Below are 19,503 nucleotides of genomic sequence, written 5' to 3' on the forward strand. Positions count from 1 at the left end.
ACCGCCCCAGCGAAATTCGGTCCGACCTGCTCTGAACACTCCGATCTCCTGTCGCTCTTTCGCTTGCGTGCCAATCCCGCCAAACGGGCTGGCGAACAGTGGTCGCATGTCCTGAAAGATTCTTATTGCTCCGGGGGTGCCGGCCGCGCGGGTGAGGTCAACCCTGGAGGCACGTGCGGTCGCCGGAGACAGGCGGGCTACCGGCGGCCACGAAGAAAGCGGTTCTGGTCCACTGGCTGCGCCCTCTTCGGGACCACCCCAACCGGCACTGGGCGACCATCGTGCTCGTCGACTGCACGAACCCGCGGGGCTACGTGATCTGTCAGATCGAGCAGTACAGCCGGCCGGGAACCGAGCACTCGCCCGTGCTCTACGCGGACGGCTCCTTCAAGATGAACCAGGGATCCACGTACATGGTCAAGTAGGCGACGGCCCAGCCTTCTGACGGACGCCGCCTCACCTCTGGGGCCCGCCTGCACGTCCGCAGGCGGGCCCTTCCGGTATCGGCTGCGCCATCCTTCCGGACGTGCGCGGCCACGGTGATCGAGTTACCGTCCACGTACGGGTGATGCAGTGCCGGACCGTTCTGACGTCTTCCAACCGTCCGAACTGGCCCCCGGGAGCGCGGCGGAGGCGGTCCGGGTCGCCGGGCGCATGGTCAGGATCAGCACGGCCGACCCGGCGAAGATGACCGCGGCGACGACGCCGGTGACGTGCAGGCTCGCGGCGAACGCCTCCCGCGCCGTGTGCAGCAGGTCCGCGCCCTGACCGGCGGGCAGGCGCCGACCGGCGGCGACCGCGCCGGCCAGCGAGTCCGACGTGCCGTGCGCCCGGCCGCGATAGACGACCGCGGCCAGCACACCGAGCAGCCCGAACCCGAGCGAACCGCCGAGGTAGTTGCCGGTCTCCGACATCGACGCCGCCGACCCGGCGCGCTCCGGTGACACGGATCCGACGACCAGCCCGGTGCCCAGCGCGAACAGCGGACCGGTGCCCAGGGCCAGTACGGCGATGCCGACCATCACGAGCGGCAGGGCGCCCGTACCGCCGACGGCGGCCAGCGACAGGCCGCCCAGCGCCGACGTCACCAGCCCGCCGGCGATCGCGGTCGTGTGCCTCATCCGCCGGGCCAGCGCCGGCGCGGTCATGGTGCCGACCGCCACACCCAGGCCCATCGGCGCGAACAGCACCGCCGACGCGAACGGCGAGTGACCGAGCACGCTCTGCAGGTACTGGGTCACCAGCAGGCCCGTACCGGCCATGGCGACGCCGGCGAGGACCAGGGCGACGATCACGGCCGTGAACGGACGGTTGCGGAACAGCCGCAGGTCCAGCAGCGGCGTCTCCAGCCGCAGTTGCCGGCGTACGAACAGGGATCCGACGGCCGCGCCGGCGACGAGGGCCGCCGCCGGCACGACTCCCACGCCCTCGACGGCCAGCCGCTTGATGCCGTAGACCACCAGCAGCACCGCCACGAGCGACAGCCCGACACTCGCCGGGTCCAGCCGGCCGGCCCGGCTGCCGCGGAACTCCGGCAGCAGGAACGGCCCGGCCAGGACCAGCACCGCCATCGCCGGCACGGCGATCAGGAACACCGACCCCCACCAGAAGTACTGGAGCAGGAGTCCGGCGAACACGGGCCCGATCGCGCCTCCGGTGAACTGGCAGGTCGCCCAGATCGCGATGGCCCGCCCGCGCTGCCCGTCGTCGCGGAACATGTTCGTGATCAAGGCGAGCGTGGACGGCGCCAGGGTCGCGCCGGCGACGCCCAGCAGCGCCCGCACGACGATCAGCATCAGCGGGCTCACCGCGAAGGCGGCCACGACCGACAGCGCCGCGAACGCCGCACCGCCCAGCAGCAGCAGCCGCCGGCGGCCGATCCGGTCGCCGAGCGTTCCCATGGTGATGACCAGCCCGGCCACCATGAGTCCGTAGCCGTCACTGATCCACAGCTGCTCGACGTTGGAGGCGCCCAGGTCGGCGCTCAGCCGTGGGAGCGCGAGGAGCAGCGCCGTCATGTCCATCGCGACGAGCAGCGTCGGCAGCATGAGGATGACCAGCCCCAGCCATGCCCGGTTGACCCGCATCTCGAAATCCCCTGTTCTCTCGACGTTTCGCCGCTTGGTCGGAGCGGCCGGGAGCTTCTTGACATCGGGGCGGGAAGGATTCGCGGGAAAAGATCCGGCGGGCGATGTCAAGATGACGGCCGTGGCTTCGACCAACCGGTCGAAGGGCCCGGACCGGGGCTCGCGGACCACGAGGAGTACGCGATGAAGTTCCTGATCGGCATGCACATCAATCCGGCCGTGCTGGATGCGCTGACCGACGAGGAGAAGGCGGCGATCGGCGACGGCCACGGCAGGTTCATCGAGGCGCTGAAGGAGTCCGGTGAGATGATCACGACTCAGGCGCTGGTCGACCCGTCCCAGGCCGCCGTGGTCTCCGTGCGCGACGGCCGGCCGGTGGTGACCGACGGGCCGTTCCTGGAGGCCAAGGAGTACCTCGGCGGCTTCTACCTCATCGACTGCGAGAACAAGGAGCGGGCGATCGAGCTGGCGGCGCGGATCCCGGACGCCGCGATCAAGGGTTGGGGCGTCGAGGTGCGGCAGGTGATGTTCGCCGACGGACAATTGGAGGCATGACGGCCCTACCCTTCGAGGACCTGCTGCGTGAGCTCACGCCGCAGGTCCTCGGCACGCTGGTACGCAGGCACGGGCAGTTCGAAGGGTGTGAGGACGCCGTGCAGGAGGCCGTCCTCGCCGCCACCGTGCAGTGGCCGGCCGAGGGAGTGCCGGACAACCCGCGTGGCTGGCTGACGACCGTCGCGTCCCGGCGCCTCATCGACCAGATGCGCAGCGACCACGCCCGCCGCGAGCGGGAGTCGGCGACGGCGACCGAGGTGGTGCCCGAGGACGTACCGGACACCGACGACACGCTCGTCCTGCTGTTCCTGTGCTGCCATCCGACGCTGACCGCGGCCTCCCAGACCGCGCTGACGCTGAGGGCGGTCGGCGGCCTGACCACCGCCGAGATCGCCCGCGCGTTCCTGGTGCCGGAGGCCACGATGGCGGCCAGGATCAGCCGGGCCAAGCAGCGCATCAAGGCCGCCGGCAGCTCGTTCAGCCTGCCGGAGGGCGCCGAGCGCGAGGAGCGGCTCCGGGTCGTCCTGCACGTGCTCTACCTGATCTTCAACGAGGGCTACACCGCCTCCTCGGGCAGCGCGTTGCACCGCCCCGACCTGGCGCGCGAGGCGATCCGGCTGACCCGGATGGTGCACGCCCAGTTGCCCGAGGACGGTGAGGTGACCGGCCTGCTCGCGCTGATGCTGCTGACCCACGCCCGCCGGGACGCGCGGACGACCGCGGCCGGCGACCTCGTGCCACTGGATGAACAGGACCGTACGACGTGGGACCGCGAGCTGATCGACGAGGGCACCGAACTGGTCAAGGCGTCGCTGGCCGGCCCGGCGCTGGGGCCGTACCAGCTCCAGGCCGCCATCGCCGCCACGCACGCCGACGCGGCCACGGCCGAGGAGACCGACTGGCGGCAGGTGCACGCCCTCTACCTGATCCTGGAGCGGATCGCCCCGAACCCGATGGTCACTCTCAATCGGGTGATCGCGCTCGCCGAGACCGAGGGCCCACGTGCCGGGCTGGCCCTGCTGTCCACGTTGGACGGTGACGAGCGGATCGCCGGTCACCACCGGCTGCTGTCCGTACGAGCGCACCTGCTGGAGAGGACCGGCGACACGGCCGGGGCGTATGAGCATTACCGGCGCGCCGCGAAGGCCACCGCCGGCCTCGCCGAACAGCGCTACCTCGAGTCCCGCGCCACGCGCGTGCGCTCCTTGCGCGGAAGCGACGCCCCGACCATCGCACCGTAGGGACACGCGCCCCAATTCCCATCGCCGGCCGGACCCCATCGCGTTCCGGGCCGTCTCCGCCCCGCCCACACCACACCGGCCCGCCTTTCACCGCCTTTGCTCTGCTCACCCTGGGTATGCGGCTGGAGCGGTCCACTGCCTACTCGGCGTAAGCAGAGCAAAGGCCGGCGGTGTGTGCAATCAGGGTGTTGAGCGCCTGCGCGTGTCGCGTACGGCGGTTGCGTCATCGTCGCCGTCGGGCCGGTCGGCGTCCGGGGATGTGGACGGTTCGACGGACACGGTCATCGATCGGAGCAGCGCGAGTTTCTCGGCGCTGTCGCTGCCGGGGTGAGGGTGCCAGATGACCAGCAGTTGAGAGGCGGGTCCGCTGATCACCAGCTTCTCGCGCATCAGCGTCAGTTCTCCTAGCTGGGGATGCATCAGGCGCGAGGGCCGGGTGCCGACCCGAGGCTGGACGTCGTGGCGCCCCCACAGCTCACGGAACCGTTGACTTCTCAGCGACAACTCGCCGACCAGTTCGATGGTCCGAGCGTCGTCCGCGGCGTCGGCGACGCTCGTGCGGAACGCCGCGACCATGTCCGCGGTCATGGCGTCCCAATCCGGGAACAGCGTTCGTTCCTCAACGTCCAGGAACGTCGAGAGCAGGCGGTTGTGGCCGATCTGAAAGTTCGGCGACAGCATCATGGCGAGCCGGTTGGCGGCGAGCACGTCGAAGTGGCAATCCTCCACGAACGCCGGCAGGTTCAATGATTCGACCAAGAGGCGGATGGTCGCCGGCACCGTCGGCCGCCGGGGACGACGGCGCGCCGAGGGCGGACGGGGAGCCGCCAGGCGCATGAGGTGTTCGACGCCGGCGTGGTCGAGGTCGAGCGCGCGGGCCAGGGATTCCAGCACGGCCGCCGAGGGGTTGCGGTTGCGTCCCTGCTCGAGCCGCAGGTAGTAGTCGGCGCTGATTCCGGCCAACAGCGCGACCTCTTCGCGGCGAAGCCCCGGCACGCGTCGATTCTCGTCAGAGGGCAACCCCACGTCGGCGGGGGGAATCCGCCCCCTTCGCGCCCTCAGGAACTCACCGAGCAGATTGCTGTCGCTCATCGCATCACCATAACCTGATGAGGCGATGTCCTGGCTGGTCCTGATGGTCCCAGGAATGACAGGAACTTCTCCGCATGTCGCCCGGCAAATAGCGTTTTCCGCGGATCTTTCACATCGATCCTTTCTTTGTGAGTGAGGAGAAGTGCGATGGCGGATAGCGAGGCGGGGGCCGGTCGAGATGGCGGCGTCCGGCGGGTGGCGGTTGTGACGGGTGGGAGCCGGGGCATCGGCCGATCGGTGGTGCTGGACCTGGCCGGGCACGGAGTCGATGTCGTTTTCACCTACAACTCCGAGGTCGGCGCTGCGGACGAGGTGGTCGCCGAGGCGCGCAAGCATGGACAGCGGGTCAGTGCCCTGCAGTTGGACGTGAGCGAGGTCGACACGTTCGGCTCCTTCGTCGACGAGCTGCGCGCCGAACTCACCGCGTGGGGCACGGACCGATTCGACTACCTGGTCAACAACGCCGGGATCTGGCACACCGCCTCGTTCGCGGACACGACACCGGAGGATCTCGACCGGCTCTACGCCGTCAACGTGCGGGGAGTCTTCTTCGTCACGCAGAAGCTCCTCCCGCTGCTCCGGGATCGGGGACGGATCCTGAACCTGTCCTCGGGGCTCGTGCGCTTCGTGTTCCCGGGCAAGGCCGCGTACGCGATGAGCAAGGGTGCGATCGAGCCGCTGACCAGGTACCTCGCCGCCGAACTCGCCCCGCGGGGCATCAGGGTCAACACCCTGGCTCCCGGCGCGACGGCGACCGACTTCAGCGGCGGCGTCATCCGGGACGACCCGAACTACCGCAAGCGTGTCGGGGAGATCACCGCGCTCGGCCGCCCGGCCGAGCCGCAGGAGATCGGCTCGGTGGTCGCCGCACTGCTGTCCGACGACATGCACTGGATCAACGGCGAGCGAATCGAAGCGTCCGGCGGCATGCGGCTCTAGCCCCTGACCACACCCACATCATCCAGCGCGGAAACGACCTTGAGAGGAAACACCGGACATGACCGTCACGCTGGTCACCGGAGCGAACAAAGGACTCGGGCGTGAGACCGCCCGCCGGCTGATCAAGGAGGGGCACACCGTCTACATCGGGGCGCGCAGTGTCGAGCGAGGGCAGGCGGCCGCGGCGGAGCTCGGCGCGCGGTTCGTGCAGCTCGACGTCACCGACGACGCGTCGGTGCGGGCCGCCGTGCGCGTGATCGAGGAGCGCGAGGGCCGTCTGGACGTCCTTGTCAACAACGCCGGCATCTGGGACGGCATCGTCGGCGCCGACGGCATCACGAGCGAGTCCGCTAGCGCCATCTTCGACACCAACGTCGTCGGCGTCGTCCGCGTCACCCAGGCCGCGCTGCCGCTGCTGCGCAAGTCCGACAACCCGGTCGTGGTGAACGTGTCCAGCTCCCTCGGCTCGTTCTGGGCGGTCACCGACCCCGAGCGCACTCAGTCGCACAACGCCTTCGTCGTGTACGGGGCGAGCAAGGCGGCCGTCTCGATGCTCACGGTCCAGTACGCCAAGGCGCTGCCCGAGATCAAGATCAACGCGGTCGCGCCCGGCTTCACCGCCACCGATTTCACCGCCGCCGTCGGGGGCGGGCGCCCGGTTGAGGAGAGTGCCGAGGTCATCGTGCGCATGGCGACCATCGGCAAGGACGGCCCCACCGGCACCTTCCACGAGGACGACCACGAACTCGCCTGGTAGGGCCCGCATCACCGTAACTCTCGTCATCGGTCGGCCGGGTCCGGGCCGTCGAGCCAGACCAGCGTGACGGTTCCCGTGCGGGAGAGCATGCGCCGGGCCACTTCCGCGCTCTCGAACCGCCCGAACCAGCCTCCGTCGTCGCGGTGGACGAGGGCGTCGCCGCCGCGGAACTGCAGGCCCCAGCACAGGACGCCTCCGTCGTCCTCCTCGACGTCGATCCAGCAGATCGCGAAGCGCCGAGGCGCCTCTTCCGCGACGAGCTCCGCGACCTCCTGCTGAAGGTCGGTGAATGTGGAAATCTTCGTCATGACGCACAGTCTGTCGTTGCATACTTACGCTCGGTAGGCAGTCGGGTTCGGGGTGAAGCGACCGTGAGAACGGCACCTTCGGCCTCGGATCCCGTCGCACGAGGTGAGGAGCCCTGTGATGACATCGAAGACCTCCGGCAAACCGGCCACGGCCACCGTCTCCGGCCTCACCGCGCTCGCCTACTGGGGCGACGAGCTGCGGTTCCACCGGGAGCAGGCGGGTCTCACCCAGGAAGGACTCGGCCGCGCGATCCACATGTCCCCGTCCATGATCGCCATGGTGGAGACGGGCAGGCGCGCGCCCCGCATCGAGTTCATCAAGTCCTGTGACCAGGTCCTGGGCACCAACGGCGCCCTCGCGCGCCTCTGGAAGCGCATCATCAAGCACTCCTACCTGGAGTGGTTCCGCCCCTTCGTCGAGGTCGAGTCCGAGGCCATCGAGATGCTGAAGTACGAGCCCCAGGCCGTCCCCGGCCTCCTCCAGACCGAGGACTACGCCCGCGCTCAGATAAGAACGGGCCGGATGCGCGACAACGACGAGGAGATCGAACGCCACGTCGCCGCCCGCATGAGCCGCCAGGAGATCCTCGCTCAGAAGAATCCGCCGTTCCTGTGGGCCATCCTCGACGAGGCCGTGCTCCGCCGCCCGGTCGGCGGGGATCAGGTGATGCGGGATCAATTCGCTCGGCTGGTGCAAGCTTCACAGAACCCGCATGTCATGCTCCAGGTCCTGCCCTTCGCGGTCGGCGCACACGGAGGGATGAGCGGTCCGATGACCTTGTTCACTCTCCCCGACGAGACGATGCTCGTTTACGCTGAGGCCTTCGGGGGCGGGCAGATCATCGGGCTCCCCGAGGAGGTCGCGAACTGCCGCCAACGGCTCGACCTGATGCGTGCCTGCGCGCTCCCGCCGGACGACTCCGTCCGGATGATCGCTGACCTGATCGGAGAGTGATGAGCGGCGAGGTTCGGTGGCGTAAGAGCAGTCGCAGCAGCGACCAGGGCGGCCAGTGTGTCGAGGTCGCTGAGTGGCGTAAGAGCAGCCGCAGCAGTGATCAGGGCGGTGACTGCGTCGAGGTCGCTCGGGTGAGCGTGGAGCGATCGGCCGTCAAAGGTGGATCAGGCGTGGTGGTCAGTGGGAAGGATTGACTTATCCGCCCAGCCACGGCTCAGGGCCAGCCGGCCCGCACGGTGCGAGTCCCGCTGTTCGGTCACCCACTGCTCTACTCGGTCCACGGACGCCGCGACTGACCGGCCAGTGGTGTCGAGCACGTGGTGGCGCCAGCGTGGATCCCCGGCGGTCCACCCCGCCCAGCGCTGCCAGACCATTCCCGACCAACTGCCGTTGATGATGACGTCCGGCCGATGGCGGGGGTCGAGGGCATGCCCGCGGTGCCAGGCGGCCCAGCCGAGGAATGCATCGACGGCGGCGGCATCCCATCTGCCGGCGTCACGGGCGGTGAGTCTGTGGCGTCGGACCTCGTCGGCGACGTCGACCAGACACACCGCGATCCCGTCCAGCAGTGGCGCAGAGGGGGCGGCCAGGACCTCACCCAGTGGGGACTGCCCGGTCAGCAGGAGGTCGATCCCGCAGTCTTGATACTCCAGTGCACGACGCATCCACAGTTCGGTCATGCGGTGGCGCCAGTGGCGATCGGGACGCTCCGGCACACCGATCTCATCGAAGTCGTGCACGGCGACCCGCTGGAACCGGTCGGCCACGGAGAAGGCGAGCGTGGACTTGCCCGAACAACTGGAGCCGGTCAGCTTGAGCAGCATCTGGCCAGGGTCGCAGCTCGCAATGACTTCCTCGACCGGATTTCGGCCCAGGACCACGTCATCAGCTGCGGCTTGGGTGGAGCAGACGAGGCGTGGGGTCGCCGCCGTTGGCGCGGCGGGCGGCGGCGAGCAGGTCGGTGGCGAGCGTACGCCGGGGCGGGTCGGGCAGGGCGAGGGTGGTCGGCAGGTGGACCGTCCGGGTCGGGGCGACGAAGGCGACCGCCGCCGAGTCCGCGCGGATCGAGCCGGCCGGAAGCAGCGCCCAGCAGTGCCCGGCCGCGACCGGCCCGGCGAGCAGGTCCTGGACGTTGGTGAGGATCGGGCCCGGACGTGGCGTGAAGCCCGCCGCGGCGCAGGCCTCGGTGATCAGGTCGAAGGCTCCGGGGTTGTTCTCGCGTGGAGAGCGGGCGAGGGGCAGGTCGGCGAGAGTGGCGAGATCGGCTGCGGTGGCCGCCCGCCGGGCGGGGACGGCGACGAGGAGCGGTTCGTCCCAGAGGTGATGGACGGCGATGCCGGGGCGGGGCGGCGGCGCGGGCACGAACGCGGCGTCGAGGTCGCCGGTGAGGATCCCGGCGAGCTTGTCCGGCACCGACGAGGTGGTGGTCAGCTCGACCGTGACGTCCGGATGCCGTCCGCGGAACTCGGTGAGGATGTCCTCCAGGCGCCTGCCGAGCCCGGGGCTGCTGCCGACGCGCAGGATGCCCGCGGTGCCGGCGGCGAGGTCGGCGGCGGCCTTCGCCGCGCGGTCGATGGCGCGGAGCGCGCGGCGGGCGTGGGGCAGGAACGCCTCACCGTCGGCGGTGAGCCTGATCTGACGGCGAGACCGGTCGAACAGCGTCAGCCCGAGCTCGCGTTCGAGCCCGGCGATCTGCTTGCTCACGGCGGGCTGGACGATGTGCAGCCGCTCTGCCGCCCGGCCGAAGTGGCCGATCTCGGCGACGGTGACGAAGTAGCGAAGCTGCCGAACCTCCACCGAGACCCTCCGACCGATTCCTTTCGGTGATTGTTCCACGGTGAGATCGCTCATTGATGGGTGATCGGTCGGACCGCTGCACTGGGAGCGTCACTCGGAGGCGATCCCGAAGCGGAGGACGACTCGTGCCTCGTACGGAGTTCACGCCGGGCACGGAGCCCGGAAGGCATGTCGCGCCGGGAACGGACCCGGGGCGGTGGCGGGCGTTCGTCGTGTGCCTGATGGCCGGGTTCATGACGCTGCTCGACGTCAGCATCGTCAACGTCGCGCTGCCGTCCATGCAGGCCGGGTTGCGGATCTCGGCGCAGGAGCTGTCGTGGGTCGTCGCGGGCTACACGCTGGCCTTCGGACTGGCCCTCGTACCCTCCGGCAGGCTCGGTGACGGCCTCGGACGCAGGCGCGTGTTCCTGATCGGGCTGGTCCTGTTCACCGGGGCGAGCCTGCTGTGCGGGCTGTCCGTCTCCGGCGCCTGGCTGGTGTGCGCCCGGCTGGCGCAGGGCGCCGCAGGGGGAGCGCTGACGCCGCAGGTGGTCGGGTTGATGCAGCAGCTGTTCACGGGACGTGAACGCGGCGTGGCCTCCGGCTTCTACGGCGCGATGGTCGCGGCGGCCACAGCGGTAGGCCCGCCGGTCGGCGGCCTGCTGATCCAGGCCGTCGGCTGGCGCTGGGTGTTCTTCGTGAACGTCCCGATCGGCGTGTGCGCGTTCGTCCTCGGGAGCCGGTTGCTTCCTCCCGACCGTGGGAAGGAGCGGGCGGTCCGGCTCGACCTTCCGGGCGTGGCGCTGCTCGGCGCCGGGATCATCGCGGTCATGCTTCCGCTCATCGAGGCCGAGCGGCGGCACGGATCGCCGCACTGGGCCCTGCTCGGCGGCGGAGCCGCGCTGCTGGCCTGCTTCGTCGCCTGGGAGCGGCGGGTACGGGGGAGAGGCGGCCGGCCGTTGGTCGACCTCGGCCTGCTGCGCCGACGGCCGTACGCGACCGGCACCCTCATCGGGGTGCTGTACTTCGCCGGCTACACCGGGGTCGTGTTCGTGCTGCCGCTGTACTTCCAGCGGGGCCTGGGCTACTCGGCCCTCGCGGCGGGAGCGGCGGGAACGCCCTTCTCGATCGGGTCGGCCATGGGCGCGGCGCTCAGCGGCCGCGCGGTGCACCGTCTCGGCCGTCTCCTGGTGATCGCCGGCGCCTTCACCGTCGTGCTCGCGCTGGTGGGCATCGCGATCCTGATCCGCCATGACCACGGAACCCGGATGTGGCTGGTGACGCTCGTCCCGCTCCTGGTCGCCGGCGCGGGCAGCGGGCTGGTGATCGGACCGAACCTGACGCTCGCCCTGCGAGACGTCCCGCCGGCCGAGGGCGGCACCGCCGCCGCGGTCCTGCAGACCGGGCAGCGGATCGGGTCGGCGTTCGGCCTGGCGGTCGCCGGGTCGCTGTTCCTCGGCACGCGCACCGCGTCGCGCGGCGACTTCTCCCTCTCCGCCGGGCGGGCCCTGTCCGGATCCGCCGCCCTGGTCGGCCTGGCGCTGCTCGTGGCCGTCGCGGACGGTTTGCGCAGGTCGGCGTCGCGGGAGGTTTAGCGCCCAATGTGCCTTATGTGGATGATTCGACTAGATTGATGCTGGGGGGCGGAAGGTAACCATCGGGGAGTGACATGACGGAGACGGCCGCGCCGCCCGGCCTGACCACCGGCACCTGGACCATCGATCCGGCGCATTCGGAGATCACCTTCAGCATCCGGCACCTCATGACGACGGTGCGCGGAAGCTTCACCGAGTTCGGCGGCACCATCGAGATCGCGGACGACCCCTTCCGGTCGACCGCGACCGCCGAGATCGCCATCGCGTCCATCGACACGCGCAACGCCGAACGCGACGCCCACGTGCGCTCCTCGGAGATCATGGACGTGGAGCATCATCCGACCATGACCTTCACGGCGACCGGCGTGGCCCCGGCCCGTACCGGCCGTCGCGCCCGGCACCCGCGCTACGGAGTCGAGGGCGAGCTGACGATCCGCGGCATCACCAACCCCGTACGGCTGCTCACCGAGTTCCACGGCACCGGTGTCGATCCGTGGGGCGGGCTCCGCGCCGGGTTCACCGCCTCGACGCGCATCCTGCGCTCGGAGTTCGGCATCCAGTTCAACGTCCCCCTCCAGGGCGACCGGCTGGTCCTCGGCGACGAGATCGACATCGGCCTGGAGATCCAGGCCGTCCTGGCCGACGACTGAGAACCCCGGCGGCGGTCCAGGCCGCCGCTGTTGACTCGTCGCCGCCGGTGTTGCCGGTCGGGTGTCCGGATCGCCGGATCCGCCCGGTCGACGACGGCGGCGAGGTCTCAGGTCCCGGCCCGGCACCGTCGGGCACTGCCGGGTGGCGTCACGCGGTGAAGTGCCGCGTCAGCGCCGGGGCCAGGACGCCCGCCTTGACCATGTGCGTCTGGCCCGGCAGGGTCCGGTAGGCCGCGCCGGGGATGCCGGCGGCGAGAGCCGCGTTGGCATTGCGCATCCAGGCCGGGCTCTTGCCGCCGTCGATCACAGCCGTCGGCACGGTCACCGACGCCCACCGGCCGGCGGGCAGCGGCCTGCCCTTCTGGAACTCGTTCACGAACGCGCCGTCGTACGGCAGCGTGTGAGCGACCTTCTTCAGCTTCGACCAGCCCGGCATGAAGCGCATCATGGCCACCATGACCGCCGGCATCCCGACGAAGCGCATGAAGTACCTGACCGCGTCCCCGGGCCTGCCGGCGGCGACGGCCCGCTCGAGCGCGGCCACGTAGTCGTCCGGGACGGGCGTCCTGCTGTCGTCCACGATGAACGGGGCCTCGTACAGGGCGAGCCGGCCGATCGGCAGGCCGCGGCGGGCGGCCTCCAGAGCCAGGGCGGCGCCGGAGGAGACGCCGCACACGTGCGCGGAGCCGCCCGCCTCCCCGATCAGCGCCGCCAGGTCCTCGATCTCGCGGGCGGGATCGTAGGAGGGGGCGTCACCGCTCTCGCCACGACCGCGCCGGTCGTAGGTGTAGACGGTGAAGCGGCCCTTCAACTCCGCGGCGAGTTTCCCCAGGGGACCGAACTCGCGGGAGCACAGGGCCCCGTCCACCAGGATCACGGCGGGCCCCTCACCGGTTCGGGTGAAGGCGATCCGCGTGCCGTCCGCCGAGACGACGGTGGAGGCCGTGGTGGAGATGGCGGTCGAGGCGGTCATGTCGTGCTCCTTCGGGGTCCGTCTTCGCGCTTGCACTGACGCGTCGAACGACCCGGCGCAGAATCGACACCCGTCCGCGACGAACTTCAGAATTCTTCCGGGGAGCCGCCGGCGGCTACACCGGCTGCCCGTTCACCTCCAGGGTGACGCCCGGCTTCTCGGTCCAGAAGGCGAGCAGGCCCGCGATCGGCTCGACCCTCGCGAACGGCTCCGGGTAGGACCACACGACGTCCTCCGCCGTGCCGTCGTCCGTCTGCACCGACCAGTAGGAGGCGTCGCCCTTGAACGGGCAGTGCGACGTCGTCTCCGACGGCCGGAGCAGGTCCGTCTTCACGTCCTCCCGCGGCAGGTAGTACCGCACGGGGCAGCCGGTCTCGGTGAGCACCACCGGCCGCGAGGAGCTCGCGACCACCGTGTCCTTGATCCGCACCACGACCTGGTCCGAGCCGGGCGTGACCTCGATCTCATGTCCCTTGGCGTCCATGCCTCAATCCTGACATCTTCCGCGCGCGTTCAAGTGCCGCCCCAGCGGCCGTCCCCCTCGGCCGTCAGCCCTCGGGTCCGCAGAGCGAACCTTTACAGATCAGCGGTCTGACAGTGATGAATGCCGGTTTACCGATCGTAGGAGGGGGACATGGGTTCAGCGTGAACGCCCGTTATGGGCGAATTCATAGGGATCCGGAGGCTGTCATGAGCCGTTACATGCCATACAGCTCCACCGGTCCGGCGCCCCGGTTCGGCGGCGTCCGCGGCTGGCAGCAGGACATCCTTCGAGGCGAGTCCTAGCTGAGTGAGGCGAGGTACTGCGGTCGTTGAGAACCGCAGTACCTCCGCTCATGTCAGGCGGCCGGCACGGCGGAGGGGGCGTTCGTGATGCGGTTCTGCTACCCCGCCGCCCGGCGCGGCGACGTGGTGGAGGATCTGTTCGGATTCCCGGTCGCCGACCCCTATCGGTGGCTGGAAGACGGCCGTGATCCGGACGTACGGGACTGGGCGGCGGCCCAGGACCGGCTCTTTCAGGCGTGCCGGGCCGGATGGAGCGAGCGGGAGACGTGGGCGTCATCGGTCGATGAGACGTCGTCCTTCGGCGTGTCGGACTCCCCGATGGTGCGGGGTCAGGTCATGTTCCTCGCCGAGCAACGGCCGGAGGACGAGCAGAGGCGCCTGCTCGTGATCGACGCGGAGGGGAACCGTCGCGTGCTGCTCGACCCGGCCGCGATCGACCCGTCCGGGCGTACCGGGCCGTACGCCTGGTGGCCGTCGCGCGAGGGGGAACGCGTGGCCGTCCAGCTCGAGGTCGCCGAACGACCCGGCAGCGACATCACGGTGCTCGACGCCCGCACCGGCGACACGGTCGACGGACCACTGCCCCGGACCCGCAACACCTCGCTCGCCTGGCTACCGGGCGGCGACGCGTTCTACTACGTCAGCCGGGTCCCCGACGAGGACCTGGCACCCGGTGACACGCGGCTGCAGCGGCGGGTGAGACTCCACCGGATCGGTACGCCGTGGCGGGCCGACCCCGTGGTGTTCGGCGGCGAGGACGCCCCGGACGACTATTACGGGCTGACCGTCAGCGCCGACGGCCGTCACCTGGCGGTCACCGCGATGTCGGGGCCCGCCTCGCCCAATGACGTGCACGTCGCCGCGCTCACCGATCCGGAGGCCCCGTCCTTCACCAGGATCGTCGACCGGCACACCGTGCGCGCCCGCGTGCTCCCGCGCTTCCTCACGGACGGCGACCTGCTGCTGGTGACCGACCACGAGGCCCCGTGCGGCCGCGTCTGCCGCGCGCGCCGGCAGGACACCGACCCCGCCTCCTGGCGGACGCTGGTGGCCGAGGACCCCACGGCCCCGCTCGACGAGTGCCTGGTCCTGGACGACCCCGCGCTTCCGCGTCCCCTCCTGCTGCTGGCACGCGCCCGCGAGGGCATCTCCGCCGTCACCGTGCACGACCTCGCGACCGGCCGGCCGCTCACCCGCCTGCCCCTTCCCGGCGCCGGCGTCGTGTCCTCCCTGCGCGCGAACCTCCCGCACGGCCGCTACGCCTGGTTCGGGTACTGCGACCCGACCACACCCCCGACGATCTACCGCTACGACCCCGTGCGCGGGACGACGGAACGGGAGACCGGGGCAACGACCGCCGGACCCGCCCCGGGAATCCACAGCCGCAGCGTTCGCTACCCCGCCCGTGACGGCACCGAGATCACGCTCTTCCTGTTCACGCCGGACGGACGGGACGACGGCCCCCGGCCCACCCTGCTGTACGGCTACGGCAGTTTCGGGATGCCGATGCGCCCCTGGTTCTTCCCCCTGGCGGCCGCCTGGGTCGGCGCCGGCGGCGCGTACGCGGTCGCCTGCGTACGCGGCGGCGGCGAAGCGGGACAGCACTGGCACGAGGCCGGCCGCGGACCGTACAAACAGCGCGCGATCAGCGACTTCAACGACGCCGCGGCCTGGCTCATCGACACCGGCCGCACCAGTCCCGGCCGGCTGGTGAGCTACGGCCAGTCCGGCGGCGGGCTGCTGGTCACCGCCGCCGCCGTCCAGCGACCGGACCTGTACGCCGCGGTCATCGCCGCGGGGCCGCTGTGCGACATGGTGCGGTACGAGCGCTTCGGCCTCGGGCACACGTGGACCGAGGAGTTCGGCACCGCCTCCCGGCCCGAGCAACTGCGCTGGCTGCTCGGCTACTCGCCCTATCACAACGTCACTCCCGGCACGCCCTACCCGGCGTTCCTCCTCGCGGGGGCGGTGACCGACCTGCAGACCGGAGAGGCGCACGTCACCAAGATGTGCGCGGCCCTCCAGCACGCCACCGGCGGCGACCGGCCGATCCTGATGCGCCGGGAACCCGACACCGCCCACGCCGCCTCACCCGCGAGCAAGGAACGCGCCCTCACCGCGGACCTGCTGGCGTTCGCGGGGGAGTACACCGGCCTGTCACCGAAGAGACCGACCACGCGGCCGTACGAGAGCGACGAGGAGGCGGGCTGAGGGCTCCGGCGCGGCGGATCAGGGCTCGACCTTGAACGGGTCGTGTTCGGCCAGCAGCTTGTCCAGCCGGGCCTGGTCCACGCGACCGGTGAGGGTCGCGGTCTCCTGCCGGTCCCGTACGCACTTGGCGAGCGTGAACGTCGAGGTCACCGCGTACAGGAACGCGAGCCCGAGGAACGCCCTGATCCACCCGCCGACCGGTAGGTAGGCGATGCCGATGACGCAGGCCGCCAGCGAGATCCCGAACGAGATGGCCGCCTGAACCAGGAACGCGCTGGTGGTGCTCGATCTGACCGTTGTGTTCATACCCGAATCGTCGGCCCGCCCGAGCCCGAACGCATGAGCAGGAGTACTCAACTGGTCAGGGCCGGGTGAGATAGCGGCTCAGCATGGTGACGAGTTCGTCCTCGAGGTGCTGGGAGTCGACCGGTTCCGGGCCTGCCATCAGCTTGTGCGTGACGAGTTCGACCGTGGACACGACCAGCGCCGCGGCCGTCGCGACGTCGCCCACGTGAACCTTTGAATGCTGCTCCAGGAGCTCGCGGAACTGGGCCGTGCGTTCCTCTTCGTACCGCGCGAGCTTCTTCAGGACATCGGGCGAGGCCGGGGCGTCTTCGATCATGATGCGCAGGAGCCGAGGGTCGGCACGATGGTTGTCGATGGTCGTGCGGACGAACCGCCGCAATGTCTCCTGAAGACTCATTCCGGTCAGGCCGTCGCGCGCAGGAGCGTCGGCGAAGTTGCCCCCGATATGCCGCAGGAGCAGCTCGGCGAGGATGGAGTCCTTGTTGGGGAAGTACTGGTAGAGCGAGCCGATGGACAGCCGGGCCCGCTCGGCGATGCGGTTGGTCGTTCCTGCGGCGTATCCGTACTCCGCGAAAACGTGAGCAGCGGCCTCAAGGATGCGGTCGCGTGTGAGCTCGGACCGGACCTGACGGGGCTTACGCCGCGGGTCAATGCGTCGGTTGCCGGCAGACATGGGGCCTCCTTCGAGGACACGAAAAGCGAGTAGGCAAGAACGCGAGTAATCACTCACAATATGCCTATGAACTGTGGGTTTCTAGATCCCGGGCCGGGGTCGTACTGCTCCGTGCCCTCCGCAGCGGGTCCGGGCAGGATGACGACGGTCGAGGAGATCGAAGCGGCCGTCGGACGGCCGGCGCCTACGGTCCTCATGAAGCAGCTCGACCGGCTCGACGACGGCTGCTCCACCGTGATCGCTCACTCCCCGATCGCCGGGTTCGGATACGTGGATGTCGCCGGCCGACGCCAGGCGACCTTCATCGGCGGCGCGGCGGGCTTCGTCCGCGTCGAGTCGCCGGCCCGGCTGTGGGTCCCCTTCCGTGCCGACACGCCCGAGGAGCAGCCGGCCGACGGGTGGGGGATCTCCTTGGTCTTCCTACTGCCAGGCGTGGGTGAGACGCTCCGGCTCAACGGCGCCCTCACCGCGCGAGAGGACACCGGCCTGACGGTCCAGGTACACGAGGCCTATGTGCACTGCGCGCGCAGCATCCTGCGCTCACGGCTCTGGCAGCCTGCCTTGTCGTCGCCGCAGCCGCCGGCCGCGCCACCGGGCGGCGAGGGGCCGTTGCACCAGCTGGACGTCGCCCGGTTCTTGAGCCTTTCACCGTTCCTGGTCCTGTCGACCGGCGACGCCGCCGGGGCCGGTGACACCAGCCCGCGCGGAGACCGGCCCGGATTCGCCCGCGCCCTGGACGGGCGCACCCTCGTCATCCCGGACCGCAAGGGCAACCAGCGAGCCGACACCTTCCACAATCTGCTCCAGGATCAGCGGATCGCGCTCGCCGCCCTGGTCCCCGGACGCGACGAAGTGCTGCACTTGCATGGAACCGCCCAGATCACCACCGACCCCCGGTTGCTGGAAACGATGGCGCTGCGGGGAAGGCCCCCGCAGGCGGCTCTGATCATCGACGTCCACGACGCCGCCGTGACCGGCAGCCAGGCGGTCGAACAGGCACGGCTGTGGGACCCGGAAGCAGATGTCGACCACGGTGCGGTGCCGGACCTGATCGCCCTGGCCACGCAGCACGCCATAGCCAACCCGACCAACGTCGCCGGCACCCCGCCCGCTCTGCTGATGAAACCGCTGGCGGTCTTCCCTCGCTTCACCCGATGGGCGATGAACCTGGGCTACCGCACCGCCCTGAGCAAGGAAGGCTACGACGACCAGACCTCGCACAGCGGACCGCTCCGCCGCCTGCGACGGCTCCTCGCACCTCTGCTGCGGCACGGCACCACGGCCGAAGCCCCAGCACGCGGCATGAACCGGGCGACGCGGCGGATGCGGATCACCTCCCTGCACCGCGAGACAGCAAGCGCCCTCACGATCACCATGGAGGACGCAGAGGACCCCAGCAGCCCCATCTCATTCCGGCCCGGACAGTACTTCACCCTCATCACCGACATCGGAGGGCGGACCGTACGCCGGGCCTACTCGGCATCCTCAGCGCCCGGCTCACCTCGCCTCCAGGTCACCATCAAGCGCGTCACCGACGGCCTGTTCTCCGGCCATGTCCACGAGAACCTGCGGGCCGGAGACACCCTGGAGATCCTCGGCCCCTCGGGATCGTTCGGCATCGACACCGAAGCAACCGACGAAGAACTCATCATGATCGCCATAGGCAGCGGCATCACCCCGATGATGAGCGTCATCCGCACCGCCCTGGCCGGCCAGGCCCCCGCCCGGCTGGCGCTGCTGTACGGCAACCGCACGCAGAACGAGATCATCTTCGCCGAAGAACTCGACCGGCTCCAGCGACAACACCCCGGCAGGCTCACCGTCACCCACCGGCTCACCCGCCCGACGCCGGAATGGACCGGCGCCCGCGGACGCCTCGACGCCCACGCGATCCGCCACTGGCTCGATCAACTCACGCCCGACGCCAACGCCCGCTACCTGCTCTGCGGCCCCGCCCCCGTCACCCACATCGCCCGCGCCGCCCTCCGCGACCTCGCCGTACCCGACGACCAGATCCATACCGAGAGCTACAACAGTGCCACCACCGACTCGGCCGCCCCCGCGACCGGTCCCCACCAGATGAGCGTCCACCGAGACGGCCACCTGATCGGCACCGTGCTCATCGAACCGGGCCAGACCCTGCTCAACGGCGGCCTCGACGCAGGCCTACCGATGCCCTACTCCTGCACCATCGGCAACTGCGGCGAATGCATGGCCGAACTCCTGACCGGACAGACCGTGATGAGCGAGCCCAACTGCCTCACCCGGCAGCAACAAGCCGAAGGTCACATCCTGCCCTGCGTCAGCCACCCCACCTCCGACGTCCACATCGACATCACCGAGGAGTAGATCACCGGCATTGGCCGGCCTCTCATATCCGGGTTCGACCCCCTCCCCACCGGGCGGCGGAACGCCGATCGCCGGCGGCAAGAGGTCGGTGTTCCCGTCGTATCCGGGAGGGTTCCCGGGGGACGCGTCGTCCGCGGGATCGATGAGGATCGGTGGCACCGCCAGGTCGCCGTCGCCGGGCGCGGACGGCGGCTCGCCGCCATGACCAGCGGATCCGGGCGGGCCGCCCGCCGGCCCGGCCGGTGGGCCC

20 protein-coding genes are annotated in these 19,503 nt (G+C 70.4%); 11 read left to right on the forward strand and 9 right to left on the reverse strand.

Translation table 11 applies throughout. The features are described 5' to 3' along the window. Window positions 1–173 precede the first annotated feature (173 nt). Window positions 174–425 carry a hypothetical protein gene (locus NDW01_RS02810; protein ID WP_252816240.1) on the forward strand — a complete coding sequence of 84 codons (252 nt, stop codon included), beginning with the start codon at window positions 174–176 and terminating at the stop codon, window positions 423–425. Window positions 426–548: 123 nt separating this feature from the next. Here the strand turns inward: NDW01_RS02810 and NDW01_RS02815 are convergent, their stop codons facing one another. After that, window positions 549–2,087: an MFS transporter gene (locus NDW01_RS02815; protein WP_252816242.1), complete on the reverse strand. Its 1,539-nt coding sequence runs from the start codon at window positions 2,085–2,087 to the stop codon at window positions 549–551. 183 nt (window positions 2,088–2,270) lie between these two features. Between NDW01_RS02815 and NDW01_RS02820 the strand changes: the two genes are divergently transcribed. Next, entirely contained in the window at window positions 2,271–2,642 is a 372-nt protein-coding gene (locus tag NDW01_RS02820; protein ID WP_252816243.1) for a YciI family protein, read from the forward strand. Continuing rightward, entirely contained in the window at window positions 2,639–3,883 is a 1,245-nt protein-coding gene (locus NDW01_RS02825; RefSeq protein ID WP_252816245.1) for an RNA polymerase sigma factor, read from the forward strand. Before NDW01_RS02820 ends, NDW01_RS02825 begins: the two co-directional genes overlap by 4 nt. Window positions 3,884–4,063: 180 nt before the next feature. On the opposite strand, the gene NDW01_RS02830 is transcribed toward NDW01_RS02825, so the two are convergent. Beyond that, window positions 4,064–4,975 carry a helix-turn-helix transcriptional regulator gene (locus NDW01_RS02830; RefSeq protein WP_252816247.1) on the reverse strand — a complete coding sequence of 304 codons (912 nt, stop codon included), beginning with the start codon at window positions 4,973–4,975 and terminating at the stop codon, window positions 4,064–4,066. Between the two features lie 147 nt (window positions 4,976–5,122). Between NDW01_RS02830 and NDW01_RS02835 the strand changes: the two genes are divergently transcribed. Continuing rightward, the gene (locus NDW01_RS02835) at window positions 5,123–5,914 is read left to right on the forward strand and encodes an SDR family NAD(P)-dependent oxidoreductase (RefSeq protein WP_252816249.1); all 792 of its coding nucleotides are present in this window, start codon (window positions 5,123–5,125) and stop codon (window positions 5,912–5,914) included. Window positions 5,915–5,972: 58 nt separating this feature from the next. Then, a complete protein-coding gene (locus NDW01_RS02840) occupies window positions 5,973–6,671 on the forward strand; it encodes an SDR family NAD(P)-dependent oxidoreductase (RefSeq protein ID WP_252816258.1) in 699 nt (232 codons plus the stop codon). 23 nt (window positions 6,672–6,694) lie between these two features. Here the strand turns inward: NDW01_RS02840 and NDW01_RS02845 are convergent, their stop codons facing one another. Then, the gene (locus NDW01_RS02845) at window positions 6,695–6,979 is read right to left on the reverse strand and encodes a hypothetical protein (RefSeq protein WP_252816260.1); all 285 of its coding nucleotides are present in this window, start codon (window positions 6,977–6,979) and stop codon (window positions 6,695–6,697) included. 118 nt (window positions 6,980–7,097) lie between these two features. Here NDW01_RS02845 and NDW01_RS02850 point away from each other — a divergent pair, with 118 nt between their 5' ends. After that, entirely contained in the window at window positions 7,098–7,934 is an 837-nt protein-coding gene (locus tag NDW01_RS02850) for a helix-turn-helix domain-containing protein (protein WP_252816263.1), read from the forward strand. Next, window positions 7,934–8,128: a DUF397 domain-containing protein gene (locus tag NDW01_RS02855; protein ID WP_252816267.1), complete on the forward strand. Its 195-nt coding sequence runs from the start codon at window positions 7,934–7,936 to the stop codon at window positions 8,126–8,128. Before NDW01_RS02850 ends, NDW01_RS02855 begins: the two co-directional genes overlap by 1 nt. Here NDW01_RS02855 and NDW01_RS02860 read toward each other — a convergent pair. Both NDW01_RS02860 and NDW01_RS02865 read right to left on the reverse strand, forming a co-directional pair. Further along, the gene (locus tag NDW01_RS02860; RefSeq protein WP_252816269.1) at window positions 8,099–8,758 is read right to left on the reverse strand and encodes a hypothetical protein; all 660 of its coding nucleotides are present in this window, start codon (window positions 8,756–8,758) and stop codon (window positions 8,099–8,101) included. The two genes, NDW01_RS02855 and NDW01_RS02860, sit on opposite strands and share 30 nt — an antisense overlap. A 61-nt stretch (window positions 8,759–8,819) precedes the next feature. Beyond that, on the reverse strand, window positions 8,820–9,731 hold the full coding sequence (locus tag NDW01_RS02865; RefSeq protein ID WP_252816270.1) for a LysR family transcriptional regulator: 912 nt from the start codon (window positions 9,729–9,731) through the stop codon (window positions 8,820–8,822). Window positions 9,732–9,856: 125 nt separating this feature from the next. Here NDW01_RS02865 and NDW01_RS02870 point away from each other — a divergent pair, with 125 nt between their 5' ends. Next, complete coding sequence (locus tag NDW01_RS02870; protein ID WP_252816272.1) at window positions 9,857–11,305, forward strand: MFS transporter; 1,449 nt, start codon at window positions 9,857–9,859, stop codon at window positions 11,303–11,305. Between the two features lie 74 nt (window positions 11,306–11,379). Beyond that, on the forward strand, window positions 11,380–11,955 hold the full coding sequence (locus tag NDW01_RS02875) for a YceI family protein (RefSeq protein ID WP_252816274.1): 576 nt from the start codon (window positions 11,380–11,382) through the stop codon (window positions 11,953–11,955). A 148-nt stretch (window positions 11,956–12,103) separates the two neighbouring features. On the opposite strand, the gene NDW01_RS02880 is transcribed toward NDW01_RS02875, so the two are convergent. Together NDW01_RS02880 and NDW01_RS02885 are read right to left on the reverse strand one after the other, a co-directional pair. Then, window positions 12,104–12,928, reverse strand: a complete 825-nt coding sequence (locus tag NDW01_RS02880) for an alpha/beta fold hydrolase (protein ID WP_252816276.1) — start codon at window positions 12,926–12,928, stop codon at window positions 12,104–12,106. Window positions 12,929–13,043: 115 nt separating this feature from the next. Beyond that, entirely contained in the window at window positions 13,044–13,412 is a 369-nt protein-coding gene (locus tag NDW01_RS02885) for a DUF427 domain-containing protein (RefSeq protein ID WP_252816278.1), read from the reverse strand. A gap of 389 nt (window positions 13,413–13,801) precedes the next feature. Between NDW01_RS02885 and NDW01_RS02890 the strand changes: the two genes are divergently transcribed. Beyond that, a complete protein-coding gene (locus NDW01_RS02890; protein WP_252817353.1) occupies window positions 13,802–15,925 on the forward strand; it encodes a prolyl oligopeptidase family serine peptidase in 2,124 nt (707 codons plus the stop codon). Window positions 15,926–15,943: 18 nt separating this feature from the next. Here the strand turns inward: NDW01_RS02890 and NDW01_RS02895 are convergent, their stop codons facing one another. Continuing rightward, a complete protein-coding gene (locus NDW01_RS02895) occupies window positions 15,944–16,231 on the reverse strand; it encodes a YiaA/YiaB family inner membrane protein (protein ID WP_252816280.1) in 288 nt (95 codons plus the stop codon). Window positions 16,232–16,286: 55 nt separating this feature from the next. Further along, window positions 16,287–16,904 carry a TetR/AcrR family transcriptional regulator gene (locus NDW01_RS02900; RefSeq protein WP_252816283.1) on the reverse strand — a complete coding sequence of 206 codons (618 nt, stop codon included), beginning with the start codon at window positions 16,902–16,904 and terminating at the stop codon, window positions 16,287–16,289. Window positions 16,905–17,099: 195 nt separating this feature from the next. Between NDW01_RS02900 and NDW01_RS02905 the strand changes: the two genes are divergently transcribed. Continuing rightward, on the forward strand, window positions 17,100–19,253 hold the full coding sequence (locus tag NDW01_RS02905) for a pyridoxamine 5'-phosphate oxidase family protein (protein ID WP_252816285.1): 2,154 nt from the start codon (window positions 17,100–17,102) through the stop codon (window positions 19,251–19,253). Window positions 19,254–19,503: the final 250 nt, after the last annotated feature.

This window comes from Actinoallomurus soli (assembly GCF_024055715.1).
In the GTDB taxonomy this organism is placed as follows: Bacteria; Actinomycetota; Actinomycetes; order Streptosporangiales; family Streptosporangiaceae; genus Actinoallomurus; species Actinoallomurus soli.